Source organism: Cellulomonas fengjieae (assembly GCF_018388465.1).
GTDB lineage: Bacteria > Actinomycetota > Actinomycetes > Actinomycetales > Cellulomonadaceae > Cellulomonas > Cellulomonas fengjieae.
On the sequence record NZ_CP074404.1, the window covers coordinates 2,961,834 to 2,980,747 of the forward strand.

At 71.8% G+C, this 18,914-nt stretch carries 16 protein-coding genes; all 16 read right to left on the reverse strand.

All coding sequences use genetic code 11. The features are described 5' to 3' along the window. Position 1: 1 nt before the first annotated feature. The 16 genes from KG102_RS13680 to KG102_RS13755 all read right to left on the reverse strand — a co-directional run bounded on the left by KG102_RS13680 (position 2) and on the right by KG102_RS13755 (position 18,875). Entirely contained in the window at positions 2-1,222 is a 1,221-nt protein-coding gene (locus KG102_RS13680) for an RDD family protein (RefSeq protein WP_208288366.1), read from the reverse strand. 86 nt (positions 1,223-1,308) lie between these two features. Next, positions 1,309-2,307: a polyprenyl synthetase family protein gene (locus tag KG102_RS13685; RefSeq protein WP_208212678.1), complete on the reverse strand. Its 999-nt coding sequence runs from the start codon at positions 2,305-2,307 to the stop codon at positions 1,309-1,311. 55 nt (positions 2,308-2,362) lie between these two features. Continuing rightward, positions 2,363-4,060, reverse strand: a complete 1,698-nt coding sequence (gene nuoN, locus KG102_RS13690) for an NADH-quinone oxidoreductase subunit NuoN (RefSeq protein ID WP_208288365.1) — start codon at positions 4,058-4,060, stop codon at positions 2,363-2,365. After that, positions 4,057-5,592, reverse strand: coding sequence for an NADH-quinone oxidoreductase subunit M (locus KG102_RS13695; RefSeq protein WP_208289009.1), 1,536 nt, complete (start codon positions 5,590-5,592; stop codon positions 4,057-4,059). The genes nuoN and KG102_RS13695 overlap by 4 nt, the downstream gene beginning before the upstream one ends. Positions 5,593-5,606: 14 nt before the next feature. Beyond that, complete coding sequence (gene nuoL / locus KG102_RS13700; RefSeq protein ID WP_208289008.1) at positions 5,607-7,562, reverse strand: NADH-quinone oxidoreductase subunit L; 1,956 nt, start codon at positions 7,560-7,562, stop codon at positions 5,607-5,609. 55 nt (positions 7,563-7,617) lie between these two features. Further along, positions 7,618-7,917 carry an NADH-quinone oxidoreductase subunit NuoK gene (gene nuoK / locus KG102_RS13705; RefSeq protein ID WP_208212314.1) on the reverse strand — a complete coding sequence of 100 codons (300 nt, stop codon included), beginning with the start codon at positions 7,915-7,917 and terminating at the stop codon, positions 7,618-7,620. Further along, positions 7,914-8,855, reverse strand: coding sequence for an NADH-quinone oxidoreductase subunit J (locus KG102_RS13710; protein ID WP_208288364.1), 942 nt, complete (start codon positions 8,853-8,855; stop codon positions 7,914-7,916). The genes nuoK and KG102_RS13710 overlap by 4 nt, the downstream gene beginning before the upstream one ends. Continuing rightward, positions 8,852-9,670, reverse strand: a complete 819-nt coding sequence (nuoI, locus tag KG102_RS13715) for an NADH-quinone oxidoreductase subunit NuoI (protein ID WP_443623129.1) — start codon at positions 9,668-9,670, stop codon at positions 8,852-8,854. Before nuoI ends, KG102_RS13710 begins: the two co-directional genes overlap by 4 nt. Then, on the reverse strand, positions 9,663-11,012 hold the full coding sequence (gene nuoH / locus KG102_RS13720; RefSeq protein ID WP_208288363.1) for an NADH-quinone oxidoreductase subunit NuoH: 1,350 nt from the start codon (positions 11,010-11,012) through the stop codon (positions 9,663-9,665). Before nuoH ends, nuoI begins: the two co-directional genes overlap by 8 nt. Then, entirely contained in the window at positions 11,009-13,585 is a 2,577-nt protein-coding gene (locus KG102_RS13725; RefSeq protein ID WP_208212321.1) for an NADH-quinone oxidoreductase subunit G, read from the reverse strand. The genes nuoH and KG102_RS13725 overlap by 4 nt, the downstream gene beginning before the upstream one ends. Next, a complete protein-coding gene (gene nuoF / locus KG102_RS13730; RefSeq protein WP_208212325.1) occupies positions 13,582-14,922 on the reverse strand; it encodes an NADH-quinone oxidoreductase subunit NuoF in 1,341 nt (446 codons plus the stop codon). Before nuoF ends, KG102_RS13725 begins: the two co-directional genes overlap by 4 nt. After that, the gene (gene nuoE / locus KG102_RS13735; RefSeq protein WP_208212327.1) at positions 14,922-15,767 is read right to left on the reverse strand and encodes an NADH-quinone oxidoreductase subunit NuoE; all 846 of its coding nucleotides are present in this window, start codon (positions 15,765-15,767) and stop codon (positions 14,922-14,924) included. Before nuoE ends, nuoF begins: the two co-directional genes overlap by 1 nt. Then, positions 15,767-17,152, reverse strand: a complete 1,386-nt coding sequence (locus tag KG102_RS13740) for an NADH-quinone oxidoreductase subunit D (RefSeq protein ID WP_208288362.1) — start codon at positions 17,150-17,152, stop codon at positions 15,767-15,769. Before KG102_RS13740 ends, nuoE begins: the two co-directional genes overlap by 1 nt. Then, positions 17,149-17,937, reverse strand: coding sequence for an NADH-quinone oxidoreductase subunit C (locus tag KG102_RS13745; RefSeq protein WP_208212331.1), 789 nt, complete (start codon positions 17,935-17,937; stop codon positions 17,149-17,151). Before KG102_RS13745 ends, KG102_RS13740 begins: the two co-directional genes overlap by 4 nt. Further along, a complete protein-coding gene (locus KG102_RS13750) occupies positions 17,934-18,485 on the reverse strand; it encodes a NuoB/complex I 20 kDa subunit family protein (protein WP_208212333.1) in 552 nt (183 codons plus the stop codon). The genes KG102_RS13745 and KG102_RS13750 overlap by 4 nt, the downstream gene beginning before the upstream one ends. A 27-nt stretch (positions 18,486-18,512) precedes the next feature. After that, the gene (locus tag KG102_RS13755; RefSeq protein ID WP_208212335.1) at positions 18,513-18,875 is read right to left on the reverse strand and encodes an NADH-quinone oxidoreductase subunit A; all 363 of its coding nucleotides are present in this window, start codon (positions 18,873-18,875) and stop codon (positions 18,513-18,515) included. Between the last annotated feature and the right edge of the window lie 39 nt (positions 18,876-18,914).

Genomic DNA, 18,914 nt, shown 5'->3' on the forward strand with positions numbered 1-18,914 from the left:
GTCAGTGCGCTGTGACCTGCAAGGATCGTCCACCGAACCGGACGGACGCGCCCGGAGCGACGTCGACCCGGGACCCCGGCCGAAGGACGACCGTGCGCCCGTCGGGCGTCGCGACGACCGTCCCGTTGGTCGAGCCGCGGTCCATCACCCAGAGGCGGCCGTCGGCGTGGAGCCCGAACGCCAGGTGCACCTTGGAGATCGACCGTTCGGGGTCGTCGATCGCGACCACGTGCTCGGTGCCCGTCTCCGCGACCGGGTGCCGGCCGACGAGCCCGTCACCTCTGACGTCCACCACCTCACCGGTGTCGAAGCGCAGCCGCAGCCGCGTCCCGGACGCACGCGCCCGCCCGGCCCGCGAGGTGTCGCGCAGCCGGGTGCGCTCGAGCTCGCGCAGGTCCTCGCCGGCCGGCCGCACCAGCGGGGAACCCGCCAGGTCGGGCCGGGGGCCGGCCAGCAGGGCCGGCGGCGGCACGGCCCGCGTGCTCGGCGCCGGCGCGGGTGCGTCGATGAGCGGGCCGGCCGGCGGTGGGTCGGCCGGACGTGCTCCGGGGTCGACGGTGATCACGGCGGGATGGGTCGGGGCCGCCGGCTCACCGGACGACGCGCCCGGGACGGCGCGGATCATCGCGGTCGGCGCCGAGGACGTGCCGGGTTCGATGGCGCGGGCGACCGCCAGGTTCAGTGCACGGGCACTGTCGCGTCCCACGACGGCCGAGCGACCGAACGGGGCGAGGAGCACCAGCGTGCCGGCGGCCTTGTCGTGCCACCCGCGCTGGGCCGCACCGCGGTCCCAGGCCCCCGAGGCCACGACGACCCACTGGCCGACGCCGAACGCGAGCGTCCCGGCGGCGACCACGAGCTGGCGCACCAGGACGCGCAGGAGCCCCGCCGGCCGGCCGGTCTCCGGCGACAGCGTCCGGATGCCGGTGAGGACGCTCCCGACGGTCGCCCCCGTACGCGCCTCGGCGATCCACTGCCCCGCGCCCACGACGAGCACGAGCGCGAGCGGCAGCAGCGCCGGCGCGCCGGACGGCCCGAGCGCGGCGGCCACCGCGTAGCCGAGGCCCGCGGCGCCCAGGGCGACGAGGGTGTCGAGAGCGAAGGCGCCGACGCGTCGACCCACGGGCGCGACCGCCCACGGTGCGACGGCGAACGCGGGGGGTTCCGTGCGGGCGCGCCGGGCCGTCGGGCCGGGCAGTGACTCGTGCTCTGCAGTGCCCACAGGTTCCTCCGCGTGCCGCCGGCGTGCCGCGCGTCATGCTGCCAGACGCGGCAGCGGACCCGCGCCTGCGTTCACCCGACCGAGGGTCAGGCCGCGCGGTCCACGAGCACGTCGGCGAACGACACGAGCGCGTCCTTGACCGGCCCTGCGGGCAGCGGGTCGAGCTCGCGCACGGCGGCCTGCGCCAGCGCGACCGCGCGGGCGCGGGTGTCGTCGACCACGGGGTGCACGCGCAGCGCGGCGACCGCGGTCGCCAGGTCGGCGTCGGCGGACAGGTCACCGTCGAGCAGGGCGACCAGCGCGAGGTCCTCGGGCGACGCACCGTCGCGCGCGGCGCGCGCGCGCAGCAGGAGGGCCGGCATCGTCGGCACCCGCTCGCGCAGGTCGGTACCCGGGGTCTTGCCCGTCAGGTCGCCGTCGGAGGTCAGGTCCAGGACGTCGTCGGCCAGCTGGAACGCGACGCCGATCTTCTCCCCGAAAGCCGTCACGATGTCGACGACGGCCGGCCGACAGCCCGCGAACATCGCGCCGAACCGGGCGGACGTCGCGATCAAGGAGGCGGTCTTGTCCGCGAGGACCTGGAGGTAGTGCTCGACGCGGTCGTCCTCGGGACGCGGACCCACGGTCTCGTGCAGCTGACCGAGGCACAGGCGCTCGAACGTCGTCGCCTGGATCCGGACGGCGTCCGGGCCGAGCCCGGCGACCGTGGCGGACGCCCGGGCGAACAGCAGGTCGCCGGTGAGGATCGCCACGGAGTTGCCCCAGACCTCGTGGGCGGCGGGCGCACCGCGGCGCAGCGGCGCCGAGTCCATGACGTCGTCGTGGTACAGCGTGGCCAGGTGCGTCAGCTCGACGACGACCGCCGCGTCCACGACCTCGCGCCGCGACCCGTCGCCGAGCTCCGCGGCGAGCAGGGTCAGCAGCGGCCGCAGCCGCTTGCCGCCGGCGTTGACCAGGTGCCGCGACGCGTCGTCGGCCAGCGGGTCCACGTTGGTCACGGCGTCGCGCAGCCGCTCCTCGACCAGGGCGAGCCGCTCCGTCAGGCGGTCGGCCAGGTCGGGATCAACCAGCGGGAAGGCCGTCATCGAAGTCACGGCTAGAACCTATCCCGGCGCGGCGACCCCACCCGACACGAGTGCGTCACGGCAGGAACGCCGCCACGTCCGCGATGAGCTCGAGCACGGGCGACGGGAAGACGCCCAGGGCGACCGTCAGGACCGCGCAGACCGCGATCGCGACGGTCGCGAACCCCTCGGTACCGACGACCGTGGTGGTCACCCTCGAGCGCGCCGCGACCGCCGTCTCCGTCTCGACGGCGACCGACGTGCCCCCGAGCGCCGGCTGGCCGGCCACGGTCGGGGCCGCGACGGCGGGCACCGCCTCGTCGGGCACGGCCGGCTCCGTGAAGAACATCAGCACGATGATCCGCACGTAGAAGAAGACCGCGGCCGCCGAGACGATCACGCCGATCAACGCCAGCGGCCAGGCGTCGCCCTCGACCGCCGCGGAGAACACGGCGAACTTGCCGGAGAAGCCGGCGGTCAGCGGGATCCCGGCGAACGAGAGCAGGAACAGCGCGAACGTGACCGCGAGGACCGGGTGGGTGCGGCCGAGGCCGGCCCACTGCGACACGTGCGTGGCCTCGCCCAGGATCGGGCTGGGCCCGTCGGTGCCGTCGGCGTGACCGGCGCGCTCGCGCACCAGCCAGACGATGCCGAACGCGCCGACGCTCGCCGCGCCGTAGGCCAGGAGGTAGAAGAGCACCGCGACGATCCCGGCCTCGTTGAGGGCGATGATGCCCGTGAGGACGAACCCGGCGTGCGCGATCGAGGAGTACGCCAGGACGCGCTTCATGTCCGTCTGCACCAGTGCGGCGGCCGTGCCGACGACCATCGTGAGGATCGCGACGGTCCACAGGACGACGTCCAGGTCCCACTCCAGGCCGGGCAGCATCGTGTAGACGACCCGCAGGAGCGCGCCGAACGCGGCGATCTTGGTGCCCGCCGCCATGAAGCCGGTGATCGGCGTCGGGGCACCCTGGTAGACGTCGGGCGTCCACGTGTGGAACGGCACCGCACCGACCTTGAACAGCAGGCCGGACAGGACCAGCACGGCACCGACCAGCAGCAGGCCGTCGAGGCCGCCGGGTACCTGGGTGGCCTCGGCGATCTCGGAGTACCGCAGCGAGCCGGAGTAGCCGTAGAGCAGCGCGATGCCGAACAGCAGGAGCGCGGAGGAGAACGCACCCAGCAGGAAGTACTTCATGGACGCCTCCTGCGACAGCAGGCGGCGGCGACGGGCCATCCCCGTGAGCAGGTACAGCGGGAGCGAGAGGACCTCGAGCGCCACGAACAGCGTCAGCAGGTCACCGGTCGCCGGGAAGATCAGCATGCCGCCGGTGGCGAACAGCACCAGCGGGTAGATCTCGGTCTGGTGCACACCCTTGCGGCGGGCCAGCTCCTCGTACTCCGACCCCGGCACGGCGGCGGCGTTCGGAGCGAACGCGTCCTCGCCCGTCTCCGTGCGGTCCGCGATGACGAGCAGCCCGAGCAGGGCCATCAGCGCGATGGTGCCCTGCAGGACCAGGGTCGGCCCGTCGACCAGGAGGGAGCCGCCGAGCACGGTGGTGCCGCCGGTCTCCGCGACCCCGCCCCACAGCGCCGCGACCGCGATGATGGCGCCGAACAGCGCGGCGAGGGACAGCGTGAGCTGCACCGTGCGCCGGAACCGCGCGGGCACGAAGGCCTCGACGAGCACGCCGAGCACGGCGGCGAGCAGCACGATGACGACGGGGCTCAGCGCGGCCCAGTCGACGTCCGGTGCGACGAAGTCGTTCACTTGTCGCTCCCTTCGTTGGTTGCGGCACCGGCGGGCACGTCCTGCACGCCGACCTGCTCGAGCGTCACGCTCGCGGGCGGACGCACCAGGTCGAGCGCGGGCCCGGGTACGAAGCCGAGGACGAGCATGAGCGCGAGCAGCGGGGCGATGACCCACCGCTCACGGCCGTCCGCGTCGGGCATCCCGGCGAGCTCCGGGTGCGACGGGCCGGTGAACATGCGCTGGTAGGTCCAGAGCACGTAGATCGCGGCCAGCACGACCCCGAGGCTGGCGACGACCGCCGCCGCGGGGTGACGCGCGAACGTGCCGACGAGCACGAGGAACTCACTGACGAAGGTCGACAGACCGGGCAGCGACAGCGCCGACAGGCCGGCGACCAGGAAGGTCCCCGCGAGCACGGGCACGATGCGCTGCAGCCCGCCGAAGTCGGCGATCTGCTGCGACCCGCGGCGGGCCACCAGGAATCCGGCGATGAGGAACAGCGCGGCCGTGGAGAGGCCGTGGTTGACCATGTAGAACGAGGAGCCGGCCACCGACGTCGACGTGAAGGCGAAGATGCCCAGCACGATGAAGCCGAAGTGCGACACCGAGGTGTACGCGATGAGCCGCATGATGTCCTTCTGCCCGATCGCGAGCAGCGCCCCGTAGAGGATCGACACCACGGCCAGCACGATGACCACCGGCGCCGCCCAGCGCGAGGCGTTGGGGAACAGCGGCAGGCACAGCGTGAGCATCCCGAACGTGCCGACCTTGTCCAGCACGCCGACCAGGAGCGTCGAGGTACCGGCGGGAGACTGCTGCACGGCGTCGGGCAACCACGTGTGCACCGGGAACATCGGCGCCTTGATGGCGAACGCCAGGAAGAACGCGCAGAACATGAGCTTCTCGGCGGTCGGGTCGAGCGCGATGCCCGTGAGGTTGTCCGTCAGGAAGCCCTGCGGGCCACCGGGCCCCTGCAGGTAGAGCGCGATGACGCCCACCAGCATCACCAGCCCACCGGCCAGCGAGTAGAGCAGGAACTTCACGGCCGCGTACCGGCGCTGGGCGCCGCCGAACATCCCGATCATGAAGTAGACCGGGATGAGCATGGCCTCGAACAGCACGTAGAAGAGGAACAGGTCGCGCGCGGCGAACACGGCGACGATGAACGCCTCGAGCAGCAGCACGAGCGCGAGGTACCGGCGCAGCTTGTCCGTCGCAGCCGTGAGGCTGCCCTGCTCACGCCAGGAGGCGAGCACGACCAGCGGCACCAGCAGCACGGACATCAGGATCAGGGCGAGCCCGACCCCGTCGACGCCGACCGCGTAGGACACCCCGAAGGCGGGGATCCAGCCGTGGATCTCGGAGAGCTGGACGGCGCCGGCGTCGGACACGTCGAACGCGGTCAGGGCCGCGACGCCGAGCAGGAGCTCGAGGACCGTGACGCCGAGCGCGACGGCCCGAGCACGGCTGGCAGGCAGGACCCACAGCGCCACCGCGCCCAGCACGGGCACGACGATGAGGGCGGTCAGCCAGGGGAAGGAGGACGACATCACTCAGTGCTCCTTCAGCTCTGGACGAGCAGGACGACGACGATGAGAACCACGAGCCCGAGCAGCATCGAGGCGGCGTACGACCGGACGTACCCGGTCTGCAGGCGCCGCACCCAGCCGCCGAGCGCGACGGTGGACAAGCCGACACCGGTGACGGTGCCGTCGATCACGGTCCGGTCGGCGTACACGAGCGAGCGCGTGAGCGCCTGCCCGGGCTCGACCAGAGCGATGTCGTTGACGGAGTCCTGGTACAGGTCGACCCGGGCCGCGCGGGTGAGCGCGGTGCCCACCGGCGGGATGATCGGGACCTGCGAGACCGCGTACCGGCGCCACGCGATGACGACGCCGACGAGCACGAGGCCGAGCGTCAGGACGGTGATCACCCAGATGGGCAGCACCGGCTCCTCGTGCTCCGCGTGCCCGAGCACCGGCTCGAGCCAGTCGACGAACCGGCCGCCCAGGTTCAGGAAGAACCCGAGACCGATGGAACCGATGGCGAGCACGATCATCGGCCACGTCATGAGCCTCGGGGACTCGTGCGGGTGCTGCGCCGAGCCGTCGCGCTTGGTGGACCACCGGCGCTCGCCCTCGAACGTCATGAAGAACAGCCGCGACATGTAGAACGCCGTGAGCCCGGCGCCGAGCAGCGCCACGCCGCCGAACACCCAGGCCCGCCACGGGGCCCCGTCGACGGGGATGAACGCCGCCTCGATGATCTTGTCCTTGCTGAAGAAGCCGGAGAACGGCGGGATGCCGATGATCGCCAGCCACCCGGCCATGAACGTCAGCCACGTGATCTTCATGTAGCGGGCGAGGCCGCCGAACCGGCGCATGTTCACCTGGTCGTCCATGCCGTGCATGACCGACCCGGCGCCGAGGAACATGCCGGCCTTGAAGAAGCCGTGCGTGATCAGGTGGAAGATCGCGAACGCGTACCCCACCGGACCCAGGCCGGCCGCGAGGACCATGTACCCGATCTGCGACATCGTCGACGCGGCGAGCGCCTTCTTGATGTCGTCCTTGGCGCAGCCGACGATCGCCCCGAACAGGAGCGTGATCGCTCCGACGATGACCACGACGAGCTGCGCCGTGGGCGCGGCGTCGAACACCGGCGCCGACCGGACGATGAGGTAGACGCCCGCGGTGACCATGGTCGCGGCGTGGATGAGCGCGGAGACGGGTGTTGGGCCCGCCATCGCGTCACCGAGCCAGGACTGCAGCGGGAACTGCGCCGACTTGCCGCACGCGGCCAGCAGGAGCATGAGCCCGATCGCGGTGAGCGTGCCCTGGCTGACGCTCTCGTCCACGCCGCCCAGCACGGTCCCGAAGTCCACGGCGCCGAACGTCGCGAACATGAGGCCGAGCGCGATCAGCAGACCGAGGTCACCGATGCGGTTGGCGACGAACGCCTTCTTCGCGGCGACCGCGTAGTCGGTGTTGTAGTTCCAGAACCCGATGAGCAGGTACGACGCCAGGCCGACGCCCTCCCAGCCGACGAACAGCAGGAGGTAGCTGTCGGCGAGCACGAGGACGAGCATCGCGGCGACGAACAGGTTGAGGTACGCGAAGAACCGGCGGCGGTCCACGTCGTGCTCCATGTACGCCACGGCGTAGACGTGGATCAGCGTGCCGACGAACGTCACCAGCAGGACGAACGTCAACGACAGCGGGTCGAGCCGCATGCCCGCGTCGAGGTGGAACGCCCCGGCGTCGATCCACGTGCCGAGGTGCACGTCGAGCACGCGGGAGTCCGCGGGCCGCTGCAACATGGTCACGAACACGACGGCGGCGACCACGAACGAGGCCGCCGACGCCAGAACTCCGAGCCAGTGGCCCCATCTGTCGGTGCGTCTGCCCAGCAGCAGCAGCACGGCGGCGCTGAGCAGAGGGAGGCCGACGAGCAGCGGCGCGACCAGCAGGACGCCGTCGTTGACCACCTCGCTCGCGGGCGTGATCGTCTCTGCGTACATGCCCGCGGGCAGGCCTGCAGACACGAGAGTTGTCAGGGTGTGCACGTCGCGCCCTTCAGCTCTTCAACAGGTTGATGTCGTCGACCGAGGCCGAACGGCGGGTGCGGAAGATCGCCACGATGATCGCGAGCCCGACGACGACCTCGGCGGCGGCGACGACCATCACGAAGAAGGCGAGCACCTGCCCCGTCAGGTCGCCGTGGATCCGCGCGAACGTGACGAGCAGCAGGTTCGAGGCGTTGAGCATGAGCTCGACGCCCATGAACACGATGATCGCGTTGCGTCGCAGCAGGACCGTGGCGGCACCGATCGAGAAGAGGATCGCCGACAGGACCAGGTAGTGGGTCAGGCTCACTTGCCGTCCTCCTGTCCGATGACGCCGGCCGGGCCGGTCGACGGGCCGTTCTGCCCGCTGTCGCTCACAGCGGCACCCAGGTCGGGTGCGTTGACGGGTGCACCCTCGGGCACGGCCTGCGGCGGCGGTGTCCCTCGTCCGCCGCGCACCTGCGAGGCGCCCTCGAGCACCCGCGCGGTCCGGGCGGCGAACTCCGCCGCGTCGGCCTCCTGGCCGCGGATGCGCAGCACCCGGGGCACGGAGATGTCCAGCGGCTGACCGTCCGGGCCCAGCGCGGGCACGTCCATCGCGTTGTGCCGCGCGTACACGCCGGGCGCAGGCAGCGGGGTGAGGGTCGCACCGGCGGCCACGCGGGCGTCGGCACGCTCCCGCTGGCCCACGCGCGGGGTGAGCCGCTGGCGGTGCGTCAGCACGAGCGCGCCCAGCGCAGCGGTCACCAGCAGCGCGCCGACGACCTCGAACGCGAACACGTACTGGCCGAAGATGATCCGCGCGACGCCGGCCGGGTTGTCCTGCGTCACGGCGGGGGTGAACCCGAACGGCCTCCCGTACGTGGCGGTGCCGACCACGCCGACCAGCACCGCGGCGAGGCCGACGCCGGCGAGCAGCCCGATCCAGCGCTGCCCGCGGATGGTCTCCACGAGCGAGTCGGACGAGTCGACCCCGACGAGCATCAGCACGAACAGGAAGAGCATCATCACGGCGCCGGTGTAGACGACGACCTGCACGACCCCGAGGAAGACGGCGTCCTGCGCGACGTAGAGGAACGCCAGCGAGATCATCACGACGACCACGGCGAGCGCCGCGTGCACCGCCTTCTTGGCGAACAGGAGGCCGAGCGCGGAGAGCACCATGATCGGGCCGAGGGTCCAGAACAGGACCGCTTCGGCCGTGGTGGTCTGTCCCGAGTCCAGCAGGGACGTGGCCAGGCCGCTCATCGGGTCCCCTGCTTGGTCGCCGCGGCCACGGTCGCCGCCATCACGGCGGCCGTCGGACCCGGCTTGTTCGCCGCGTCCAGTCCGGCGCCGCCGGGCAGCGTCGGGTCGTCGGGCCGGTGCTCGGCGACCCACGCGACCTGGGCCGGCGTCGCGCCGGTGACCTCGCCGCGGTAGTAGTCGGTGTCGGTGGTGCCCTCGACCATCGGGTGCGGAGCCTGCAGCATGCCGGTGCGCAGCGGCGCCAGGAGGTCGTCCTTCTCCCAGATCATGCCCGCGCGGGTGGGACCGGCCAGCTCGTACTCGTTGGTCATCGTCAGGGCGCGCGTCGGGCAGGCCTCGATGCACAGCCCGCAGAAGATGCACCGCAGGTAGTTGATCTGGTAGACGCTGCCGTACCGCTCCCCCGGCGAGCGCTGGTTGTCGGGCGTGTTGTCCGCACCCTCGACGTAGATCGCGTCCGCGGGGCAGGCCCAGGCGCACAGCTCGCACCCGATGCACTTCTCCAGGCCGTCCGCGTAGCGGTTGAGCTGGTGGCGCCCGTGGTACCGAGGCTTCGGCGGCACCTTCTCCGACGGGTACTGCTCGGTGACCGTCGGCCGGAACATGTTGGCCAGGGTCACGCCGAACCCGCCCACGGGGGCGAGGAGCTCGGAGACGGGTCCGCGGGGCTCGATGAGCGAGGTGTAGCCCTCGGGCTCGGCCGCGGCGACCTCGCCGCCACGCGGACGAGGCGCGGCGGCCTTGCCCGGCTCGGGCTGTGCGGACCGGCCTGTGGGCCTCACCGGCTTGCGGGCTGGCTTGCGCTGGTCAGCCACCGTGCACCTCCTGGGCGACCTGGGGGGTCGTCGTCGCGTCGTCGTCGGTTGCGCTCGCGGCCAGCCGCTGCTTGCGCGGCGACGGCGGCAGGACCTGGCCGGGCAGCGGCGGCACCGGATAGCCACCGGCGTAGGGGTCGAACACCTGCGGTCCGGGCGGTCGGGGCGGGCCGGCCGGCGTCTTCTTCTCGGGGACCAGGAAGGAGATCACCAGCCCGACGAGCACGATGCCGCCGAGCACGAAGAGCACGGAGCGCAGGTCCAGGCCGGAGAACTGCCGCACGCCCTGCACCACGCCGACGGCGAACACCCACGCCAGCGCGGCCGGGATGAGCACCTTCCAGCCGATCTTCATGAACTGGTCGTACCGGAAGCGCAGGGCGGAGCCGCGGATCCACACGAACACGAACATGACCAGCCAGAGCTTGGCCAGGAACCACAGGACCGGCCACCAGCCCTCGTTGAACATGCCGTCGTTGATCGCGGAGATCGGCCACGGAGCGCGCCAGCCACCGAGGAACAGGGTGGTGGCGACGGCCGAGACGTTGAGCATGTTGATGTACTCCGCGAGGAAGAACCACGCGAACTTCATCGACGAGTACTCGGTCATGAAGCCGGAGACCAGCTCGCCCTCGGCCTCGGGGAGGTCGAACGGCAGGCGGTTGACCTCACCGACCATCGAGATGACGTAGATGATGAAGGCCGGCAGCAGCGGCAGGAACCACCACACGGCGGTCTGCGAGGTCACGATCTCCGAGGTCGACATCGACCCGGCCATGATGAACACGCTGACGAGCGAGAGGCCCATCGCGAGCTCGTAGGAGATGACCTGCGCCGTGGAGCGCACCGCACCGAGCAGCGGGTAGGTCGAGCCGGAGGCCCAGCCGCCGAGCACGATGCCGTACACGCCGACGGAGGCGCACGCGAGGATGTAGAGCACGGCCACGGGGAAGTCCGTGAGCTGGATCGGGGTGTCGACCCCGAACATGCTCACGTTCGGGCCGAACGGGATGACCGCGAACGTCAGCAGCGAGCAGAACACCGCGATCATCGGCGCCACGATGTAGACCAGCTTGTCCGCGGCCTTGACCGTCAGGTCCTCCTTGAACAGGAGCTTCATGGCGTCGGCGAGCGACTGCAGGAGGCCGAACGGTCCGTGCACGTTGGGGCCGGGCCGCACCTGCATGCGGGCGACGACCTTGCGCTCGAACCAGATGGCGATGAGCACGCTGGTCAGCAGGAACACCACGATGGCGACGGCCTTGATCAGCCAGATCCACCAGGTGTCGTTGCTGAAGTCGGCGGTCGTGGACGCCGCGGCGGCGACGGACAGGCTGCTCATGCGCTGACCTCCTGGGTGCGCGGACCGGCGAGGCGCACGAGGTCGCCCGCGTCGGCGTGCAGGGCGTCGCGCACACCGGCGCCCGCCGCGTTCGTCGGGAGCCACACCACGTGGTCCGGCATGTCGGTGAGCACGACGGGCAGCGTGAGCGTGCCCGCGTCGGTGGACACGCTCAGGCTGTCGCCGTCGCGCACCCCGATCGCCGCGGCCGTGCCGGCGGAGATCCGGGCGAGGGGGCGCTTGGCGGTGCCGGCGAGGAACGGCTCACCCGACTGCAGGCGGCCGGCGTCGAGCAGCTGGTGCCACGTCGCGAGGACGGCGACCCCCGGCTCGACCGCCGGCGGCTCGGCGGCCGGCACGTCGGGCGCGCCGACGCGTGCGCCGTCCCACCCGCCCAGCTGGTCGAGCTCGGCGTGCACCGCGGTCACCGTCTGCAGGCCCAGCTCGACGCCCAGGGCGTCGGCGAGCCGGTCCAGCACGCGGTGGTCGGCCATGGTGTGCGAGGTGAGCGCCTGCGGGAACGGGCGCGGACGCCCTTCCCACGTGACGAACGTTCCGGGCTTCTCCGTCGGGGGCGCGACCGGCAGGACGACGTCCGCGCGCTCGGTCACCTCGGAGTGCCGGACCTCGAGCGAGACCAGGAACGTGACGCGGTCCAGCGCCTCGCGGGCGGCGGCCGGGTCGGGCAGGTCGGCAGGCTCGAGCCCACCGACGACGAGGCCGCCGAGCAGCCCGGCGCGGGCGGCGGCGAGGATCTCGGAGGTGGAGCGACCGGGCTGTGCCGGCAGGTGCTCCACGCCCCAGGCGGCGGCGAGGTCGACGCGCGCCGCGGAGTCCGCGACGGGCCGACCGCCCGGCAGCAGCGACGGCAGCAGGCCCGCCTCGACCGCGGAGCGCTCGCCCACGCGGCGGGGCACCCAGGCCAGGCGTGCGCCGGTGCGGTTCGCCAGCCGGACCGCGGCGGAGAAGCCTCCGGGCACCCCCGCCAGGCGCTCGCCCACGAGGATGAGCGCACCGGCGGACCCGAGCAGCTCGGCGGCCTCGGCCAGCGCGGAGTCGGTGCCGATGCCGTCGAGCACCTCGGCCTCCGTGCCGGGTGCGGCAGCGAGCAGCGTGCCGGACAGCCGCTGCAGACCGCGGCTCTCCAGGGCGGCGACCGACAGCACGCGCAGGCCGCGGGAGACCACGGCGTCGCGCAGCCGCAGGAAGGCGATGCCCGCCTCCTCCTCGGCCTCGAGGCCGACGAGCAGCACGGCGGGCGCGCGGTCGAAGTCGGCGAACGTCACGTCGAGGGTGCGACCGGCGACGTGGTGGCCGAGGAAGACCTCCTCCTCCGCCGAGTGCGGGCGGGCGCGGCCGTCCACGTCGTTGGTGCCGAGTGCGACCCGCGCGAACTTGCCGTACGCGTAGGCGTCCTCGAGCGTGAGGCGACCACCGGGCAGCACGGCGACGCCGACCGCGGTGTCGCGGGGGTCGTCGGGCTGCTGGGCGGCCCGCAGGCCGGCGGCGGCGACGTCGAGCGCCTCGACCCAGCTGGCGGGCTCGAGCTCGCCGTCGGCGTTGCGCACCAGCGGAGTCGTGATGCGGTCCGGCGCGGACTGCCAGGTGAACGCGAAGCGGTCCTTGTCGGTGATCCACTCCTGGTTCACCGTGGGGTCCTCGCCCGCGAGCCGGCGCAGCACGACGCCACGGCGGTGGTCGACGCGGATGGCCGACCCCTGCGAGTCGTGCTCGGCGATGCCGGGGGTGGACACCAGGTCGAACGGACGCGACCGGAACCGGTACGCCGCGCTGGTCAGCGCGCCGACGGGGCAGATCTGCACCGTGTTGCCCGAGAAGTACGAGGCGAACGGCCGACCCGAGGTGTCCTGCGCGGAGGCGCCGACCGGGGCGTCACCGTCGAAGCCCAGGACCGCCGTGTCGAACCGGCCGATCTGCTGGTTGGCGCCGCGCTTCTGCAGGTCGATGAAGACGTCGCCGGCGATCTCCTCGGAGAACCGGGTGCACCGCTGGCACAGCACGCAGCGCTCTCGGTCGAGCAGGATCTGCGTCGAGATCGCGATCGGCTTGGGGAACGTGCGCTTGACGTCGACGAACCGGGTGCTGGCGCGCCCGTTGCTCATGGCCTGGTTCTGCAGGGGGCACTCGCCGCCCTTGTCGCACACCGGGCAGTCGAGCGGGTGGTTGATGAGCAGCAGCTCCATCACGCCGTGCTGGGCCTTGTCGGCCTCGGGCGACGTGTGCTGCGTCTTGACCTGCATGCCCGGCGTGGCCTCGAGCGTGCAGCTGGCCTGCGGCTTCGGCATCTTGGCCAGCTTGCCGTCGCGACCCGGTGCCCAGACCTCGACCAGGCACTGACGGCAGGCGCCGGCCGGGGCGAGCAGGGGGTGGTCGCAGAACCGCGGGATCTGGATGCCCAGCTCCTCGGCGGCGCGGATGACGAGCGTGCCCTTGGGCACCGCCGTCTCGATGCCGTCGACGGTGAACGTGACGAGCTCACCCGCAGGCTCGGGCGCCGGGGCCGGGGCCGCGGGGACGAGCGACGTGGTCGGTCCGGAGGACAGGATCGTCATGCGTGCACCCCTGCGAGAACTGGGTTGGCGGCCTTGGGCCGGTAGGAGAACAGCGAGCTGCGCTCCGGCGGGAACAGCACGTCCGCCGGCGTGTGCGTGCCGGCGACGAACTCCTCGCGGAAGTACTGCACGGCCGACGTGATCGGGCTGGTCGCCCCGTCGCCCAGGGCGCAGAACGCCTTGCCGAGGATGTTGTCGCACAGGTCGAGCAGCAGGTCGATGTCGGCGAGCGTGCCCCGCCCGGCCTCGATCCGCTGGAGGACCTGCACGAGCCAGTACGTGCCCTCACGGCACGGGGTGCACTTGCCGCAGGACTCGTGCTTGTAGAACTCGGTCCACCGCGTCACCGCGCGCACCACCGAGGTGGTCTCGTCGAAGATCTGCAGCGCGCGCGTGCCCAGCATGGAGCCCGCGGCACCGACGGACTCGTAGTCCAGCGGCACGTCGAGGTGCTCGGCCGTGAAGATCGGGGTCGAGGACCCGCCGGGCGTCCAGAACTTGAGCTCGTGACCCTCGCGGATGCCGCCGGCCATCTCGAGCAGCTCGCGCAGGGTGATGCCCAGGGGCGCCTCGTACTGGCCCGGCCGCGTGACGTGCCCGGACAGCGAGAACAGCCCGTGGCCGGAGGAGCGCTCCGTGCCCATGGCCTTGAACCAGTCCGCGCCGCCGAGCACGATGCCGGGCACCGACGCGATCGACTCGACGTTGTTGACGACCGTCGGCCGGGCGTACAGGCCCGCGACCGCGGGGAACGGGGGCTTCAGGCGCGGCTGCCCGCGCAGGCCCTCGAGCGAGTCGAGCAGGGCCGTCTCCTCGCCGCAGATGTAGGCGCCGGCGCCCGAGTGCAGCGTGATCTCCAGGTCGAACCCGGACCCGAGGATGTTCGTGCCGAGGAAGCCCGCGGCCCGTGCCTCCTCGATCGCGTTCAGCAGGCGGCGGTAGACGTGCACGACCTCGCCGCGGACGTAGAGGAACGCGTGGTGGCAGCCGATCGCGTAGCTGGTGATGATCATGCCCTCGATCAGGTGCTGCGGGCTGGCCATCATCAGCGGGATGTCCTTGCAGGTCCCCGGCTCGGACTCGTCGGCGTTGACCACCAGGTAGCGCGGTCCGCCGTCGGGCGCGGGCAGGAAGCCCCACTTCATGCCCGTCGGGAACCCGGCTCCCCCGCGTCCGCGCAGGCCGGAGTCCTTGACCATGGTGACGACGTCGGCGGCGGGCATGCCGAGCGCACGGCGCAGGCCGCGGTAGCCGCCCGCGTCCTGGTACGACGCGAGCGACCAGGAGCGGTCGGCGTCCCAGGTGTCCGTCAGGACCGGGGTGAGGGTCGTCGCCATCACGACTCCTTCGCGTCGTCGGTGGACTGCTTGAGCTCTTCGGCAGCCGGCGAGACGTCGGCCGGGGTCGTGGCCGGACGCTGGGCGCTCGACTGCTCACCGCCCACCTTCGGCTCGCTGGAGCCCGCCGGGGCGCCGGTGGAGGCGTCCGAGTACTCGGGTGCGGTCCAGCCCTCGGCACGGGCGAGCTGGAGGCCGCGCAGCGTGGGTACGCCGGCCCCGACGCCCTCGTCGGCGCGACCGTCGTCGAAGCCGGCGAGCACGCGGGACATCTCCTTGAAGGAGCAGACGGAGGCCGCGCCGCGCGTCGGGACGACGGGCTTGCCGGCGGTCAGGTCGTCGGCGATCTGCCGCGCGCTGTCGGGCGTCTGGTTGTCGAAGAACTCCCAGTTCACCATCACGACCGGCGCGTAGTCGCAGGCCGCGTTGCACTCGATGCGCTCGAGCGTGATCGCGCCGTCGTCCGTCGTCTCGTCGTGACCCACACCGAGGTGGTCGGACAGGTCCTCCCAGATGGCGTCGCCGCCCATGATCGCGCACAGCGTGTTGGTGCAGACGCCGACCGTGTACGTGCCGTTGGGGTGGCGCTTGTACTGCGTGTAGAACGTCGCGACCGCGGACACCTCCGCGGTCGTCAGGCCCAGGTGCGCGGCGCAGAACGCGATGCCGCGAGGGCTGACGTACCCGTCCTCGGACTGCACCAGGTGCAGCATCGGCAGCAGCGCGGAGCGCGCCTGCGGGTAGCGGGCGACGATGGCGTCCGAGTCCGCGGTGAGGCGGGCGTGCGTCTCGGGGTCGTAGGACGTCTTGTGGGTCCGGCTCTGCGCGGACTGTTCGACGGACATCAGCGGTCCACCCCTCCCAGCACGGGGTCGAGGGACGCGACGGCGACGACGACGTCGGCCACCTGTCCGCCCTCGCACATGATCGACGTGGCCTGCAGGTTGTTGAAGGACGGGTCGCGGAAGTGCGCACGGTACGGCCGCGTCCCCCCGTCGGACACCAGGTGCACGCCCAGCTCGCCGCGCGGGTGCTCGACGGACTGGAACACCTGGCCGGCCGGGACCCGGAAGCCCTCGGTGACCAGCTTGAAGTGGTGGATCAGGGCCTCCATCGAGGTCCCCATGATCTCCCGGATGTGGTCCAGCGAGTTGCCCATGCCGTCCGACCCGATGGCCAGCTGCGCCGGCCACGCGATCTTCCGGTCCTCGACCATGACCGGTCCGGGGCCCATCTTCTGCAGGCGGTCCAGGGTCTGCTCGACGATCTTCATGGACTGGTAGCACTCCTCCATGCGCAGCACGAGGCGGCTCCACGAGTCCGAGTCCTGGGAGACCGGGACGTCGAAGTCGTACGTCTCGTACCCGCAGTAGGGGGCGTCCTTGCGCACGTCGTACGGCAGGCCCGCCGAGCGCAGCACGGGTCCCGTGACCCCGAGCGCCATGGCGCCCGACAGGTTGAGGTACCCGACGCCCTTGAGGCGCAGGTGCAGGATCGGGTTGGCCATCATGAGGTCTTCGAGCTGCTTGAAGTAGCCGCGGACGACCACCAGCGCCTCACGGATCGTGTCGATCGCGCCGGGCGGGATGTCCTGCGCGACGCCGCCGGGGCGGACGTACGCGTGGTTCATGCGCAGGCCGGTGATCAGCTCGAAGACCTTGAGGATCTCCTCGCGGGCCGTGAAGCCGATGATCATGATGGTGGTGGCGCCGAGCTCGTTGCCGCCGGTCGCGAGGCACACCAGGTGCGAGGCGATGCGGTTGAGCTCCATCATCAGCACCCGGATGACCGACGCCCGCTCCGGGACGTCGTCCGTGATGCCGAGCAGCTTCTCGACCGCGAGGCAGTAGGCGGTCTCCTGGAAGAGGGGCGCCAGGTAGTCCATCCGGGTGCAGAACGTGACGCCCTGCACCCAGGTGCGGTACTCCATGTTCTTCTCGATGCCGGTGTGCAGGTAGCCGATGCCCGCACGGGCCTCGGTCACCGTCTCGCCGTCGATCTCGAGCATGAGGCGGAGCACGCCGTGGGTCGACGGGTGCTGCGGACCCATGTTGACGACGATCCGCTCCTCACCGAGGCGTGCGGCCTCCTCGGCGATGTCGGACCAGTCGCCGCCGGACGCCTCGAACGACCGGACGCCCTCGGTGTCGCCGTCGACGACGCGGGGCGTGGCCCGCGGCGCGCCGCTCGGGCCGGTGCCGGGCGCGGTGCGGGGTGTCTGGGTGCTCACTTGTACGACCTCCGCTGGTCCGGGGGCGGCACGGTGGCGCCCTTGTACTCGACCGGGATCCCGCCGAGGGGGTAGTCCTTGCGTTGCGGGTGGCCCGGCCAGTCGTCGGGCATCTCGATGCGGGCCAGGGCGGGGTGGCCGTCGAAGATGATCCCGAAGAAGTCGAACGTCTCGCGCTCGTGCCAGTCGTTGGTCGGGTAGACCGAGACCGTCGACGGCAGGTGGGGGTCGGCGTCGGGGACCGCGACCTCGAGCCGCAGCCGGTGCGAGTGGGTCACCGAGACCAGGTGGTAGACGGCGTGCAGCTCGCGGCCGGCGTCGTGCGGGTAGTGCACGCCGGACACGCCGAGGCTGAGCTCGAACCGCAGGTCCTGGTCGTCCCGGAGCACCTGCGCGACCTCGACGAGGTGCTCGCGCCGGACGTGCAGCGTGAGCTCCTCGCGGTCCACCACGACCGACTCGATCGCGGCGGCGTACGTGGTGCCGGACTCGTCGAGCACCTCCGTGAGGATGTCGACGGCCTCGTCGAACCAGCCGCCGTACGGCCGCTCGCTCGGACCGGGCAGGGCGATCGCGCTGACCAGCCCGCCGTAGCCGGAGGTGTCCCCCGTGCCGGCGGCGCCGAACATGCCCTTGCGGACGTCGACGACCTCGATCTGCGTGCGCCCGTCGGCGGGGATGTTCTGCGCGCCCGACTCGAGCGCGGCGTGGCTGGTGGGCTGCGCGCCGGTCGTCGAGTCGCCCGGCTTCACCGCGGCGGCGGCGTCCTGCTTCTCGTCGCTCACTTGAGGAGGCCCGTCATGTGCGACGTCGGCGTCGCAGCCATCGCGGCGGCCTCGGCGGCGGCAGCGGCGGCCTTGCGGTTCACACCGAGGGGCTCGTTCTGGATCTGGTCGTGCAGCGCGAGGATCGCGTTGATCAGCATCTCGGGGCGGGGCGGGCACCCGGGCAGGTAGATGTCGACCGGGACGATGTGGTCCACGCCCTGCACGATGGCGTAGTTGTTGAACATGCCGCCGGAGCTGGCGCAGACGCCCATGGACAGGACCCACTTGGGCTCGGACATCTGGTCGTAGACCTGCCGCACCACGGGGGCCATCTTCTGGCTCACCCGGCCGGCGACGATCATCAGGTCCGCCTGGCGCGGGGAGGCCCGGAAGACCTCCATGCCGAAGCGCGAGATGTCGAACCGGCTGGTGCCCGCGGCCATCATCTCGATGGCGCAGCAGGCCAGGCCGAACGTGACGGGCCAGAGCGACCCCTTGCGGAAGTAGCCGACCAGGTCCTCGACCGTCGTCAGCAGGAACCCTGACGGTGCCTCTTCGATGCCCATCTCAGCTCTCCAGCCCTACGTAGTCGTTCAGTCCCACTCGAACCCGCCGCGCTTCCACTCGTAGACGAACGGCACCGTGATGACCACCAGGAACGCCATCATCGCGGCGAGGCCGAAGAAGGCGAGCTCCGCGAAGCTGACCGCCCACGGGTAGAGGAACACCACCTCGATGTCGAAGATGATGAAGGTCATCGCGACCAGGTAGTACTTGATCGGGAACCGGCCGCCGCCGATCGCGTGCGGCGTGGGCTCGATGCCGCACTCGTACGCCTCGAGCTTGGCGCGGTTGTACCGCTGGGGGCCAAGGATCCGGCTCGCCCCGACGCCACCGAGGGCGAGGACGGCGCCGATGCCCATGAGGAAGAGCAGCGGGACATAAGGGTTGTCCATCGCGCGTCACTCCACTTCGGTCGGGTCGGGGGTCATGCT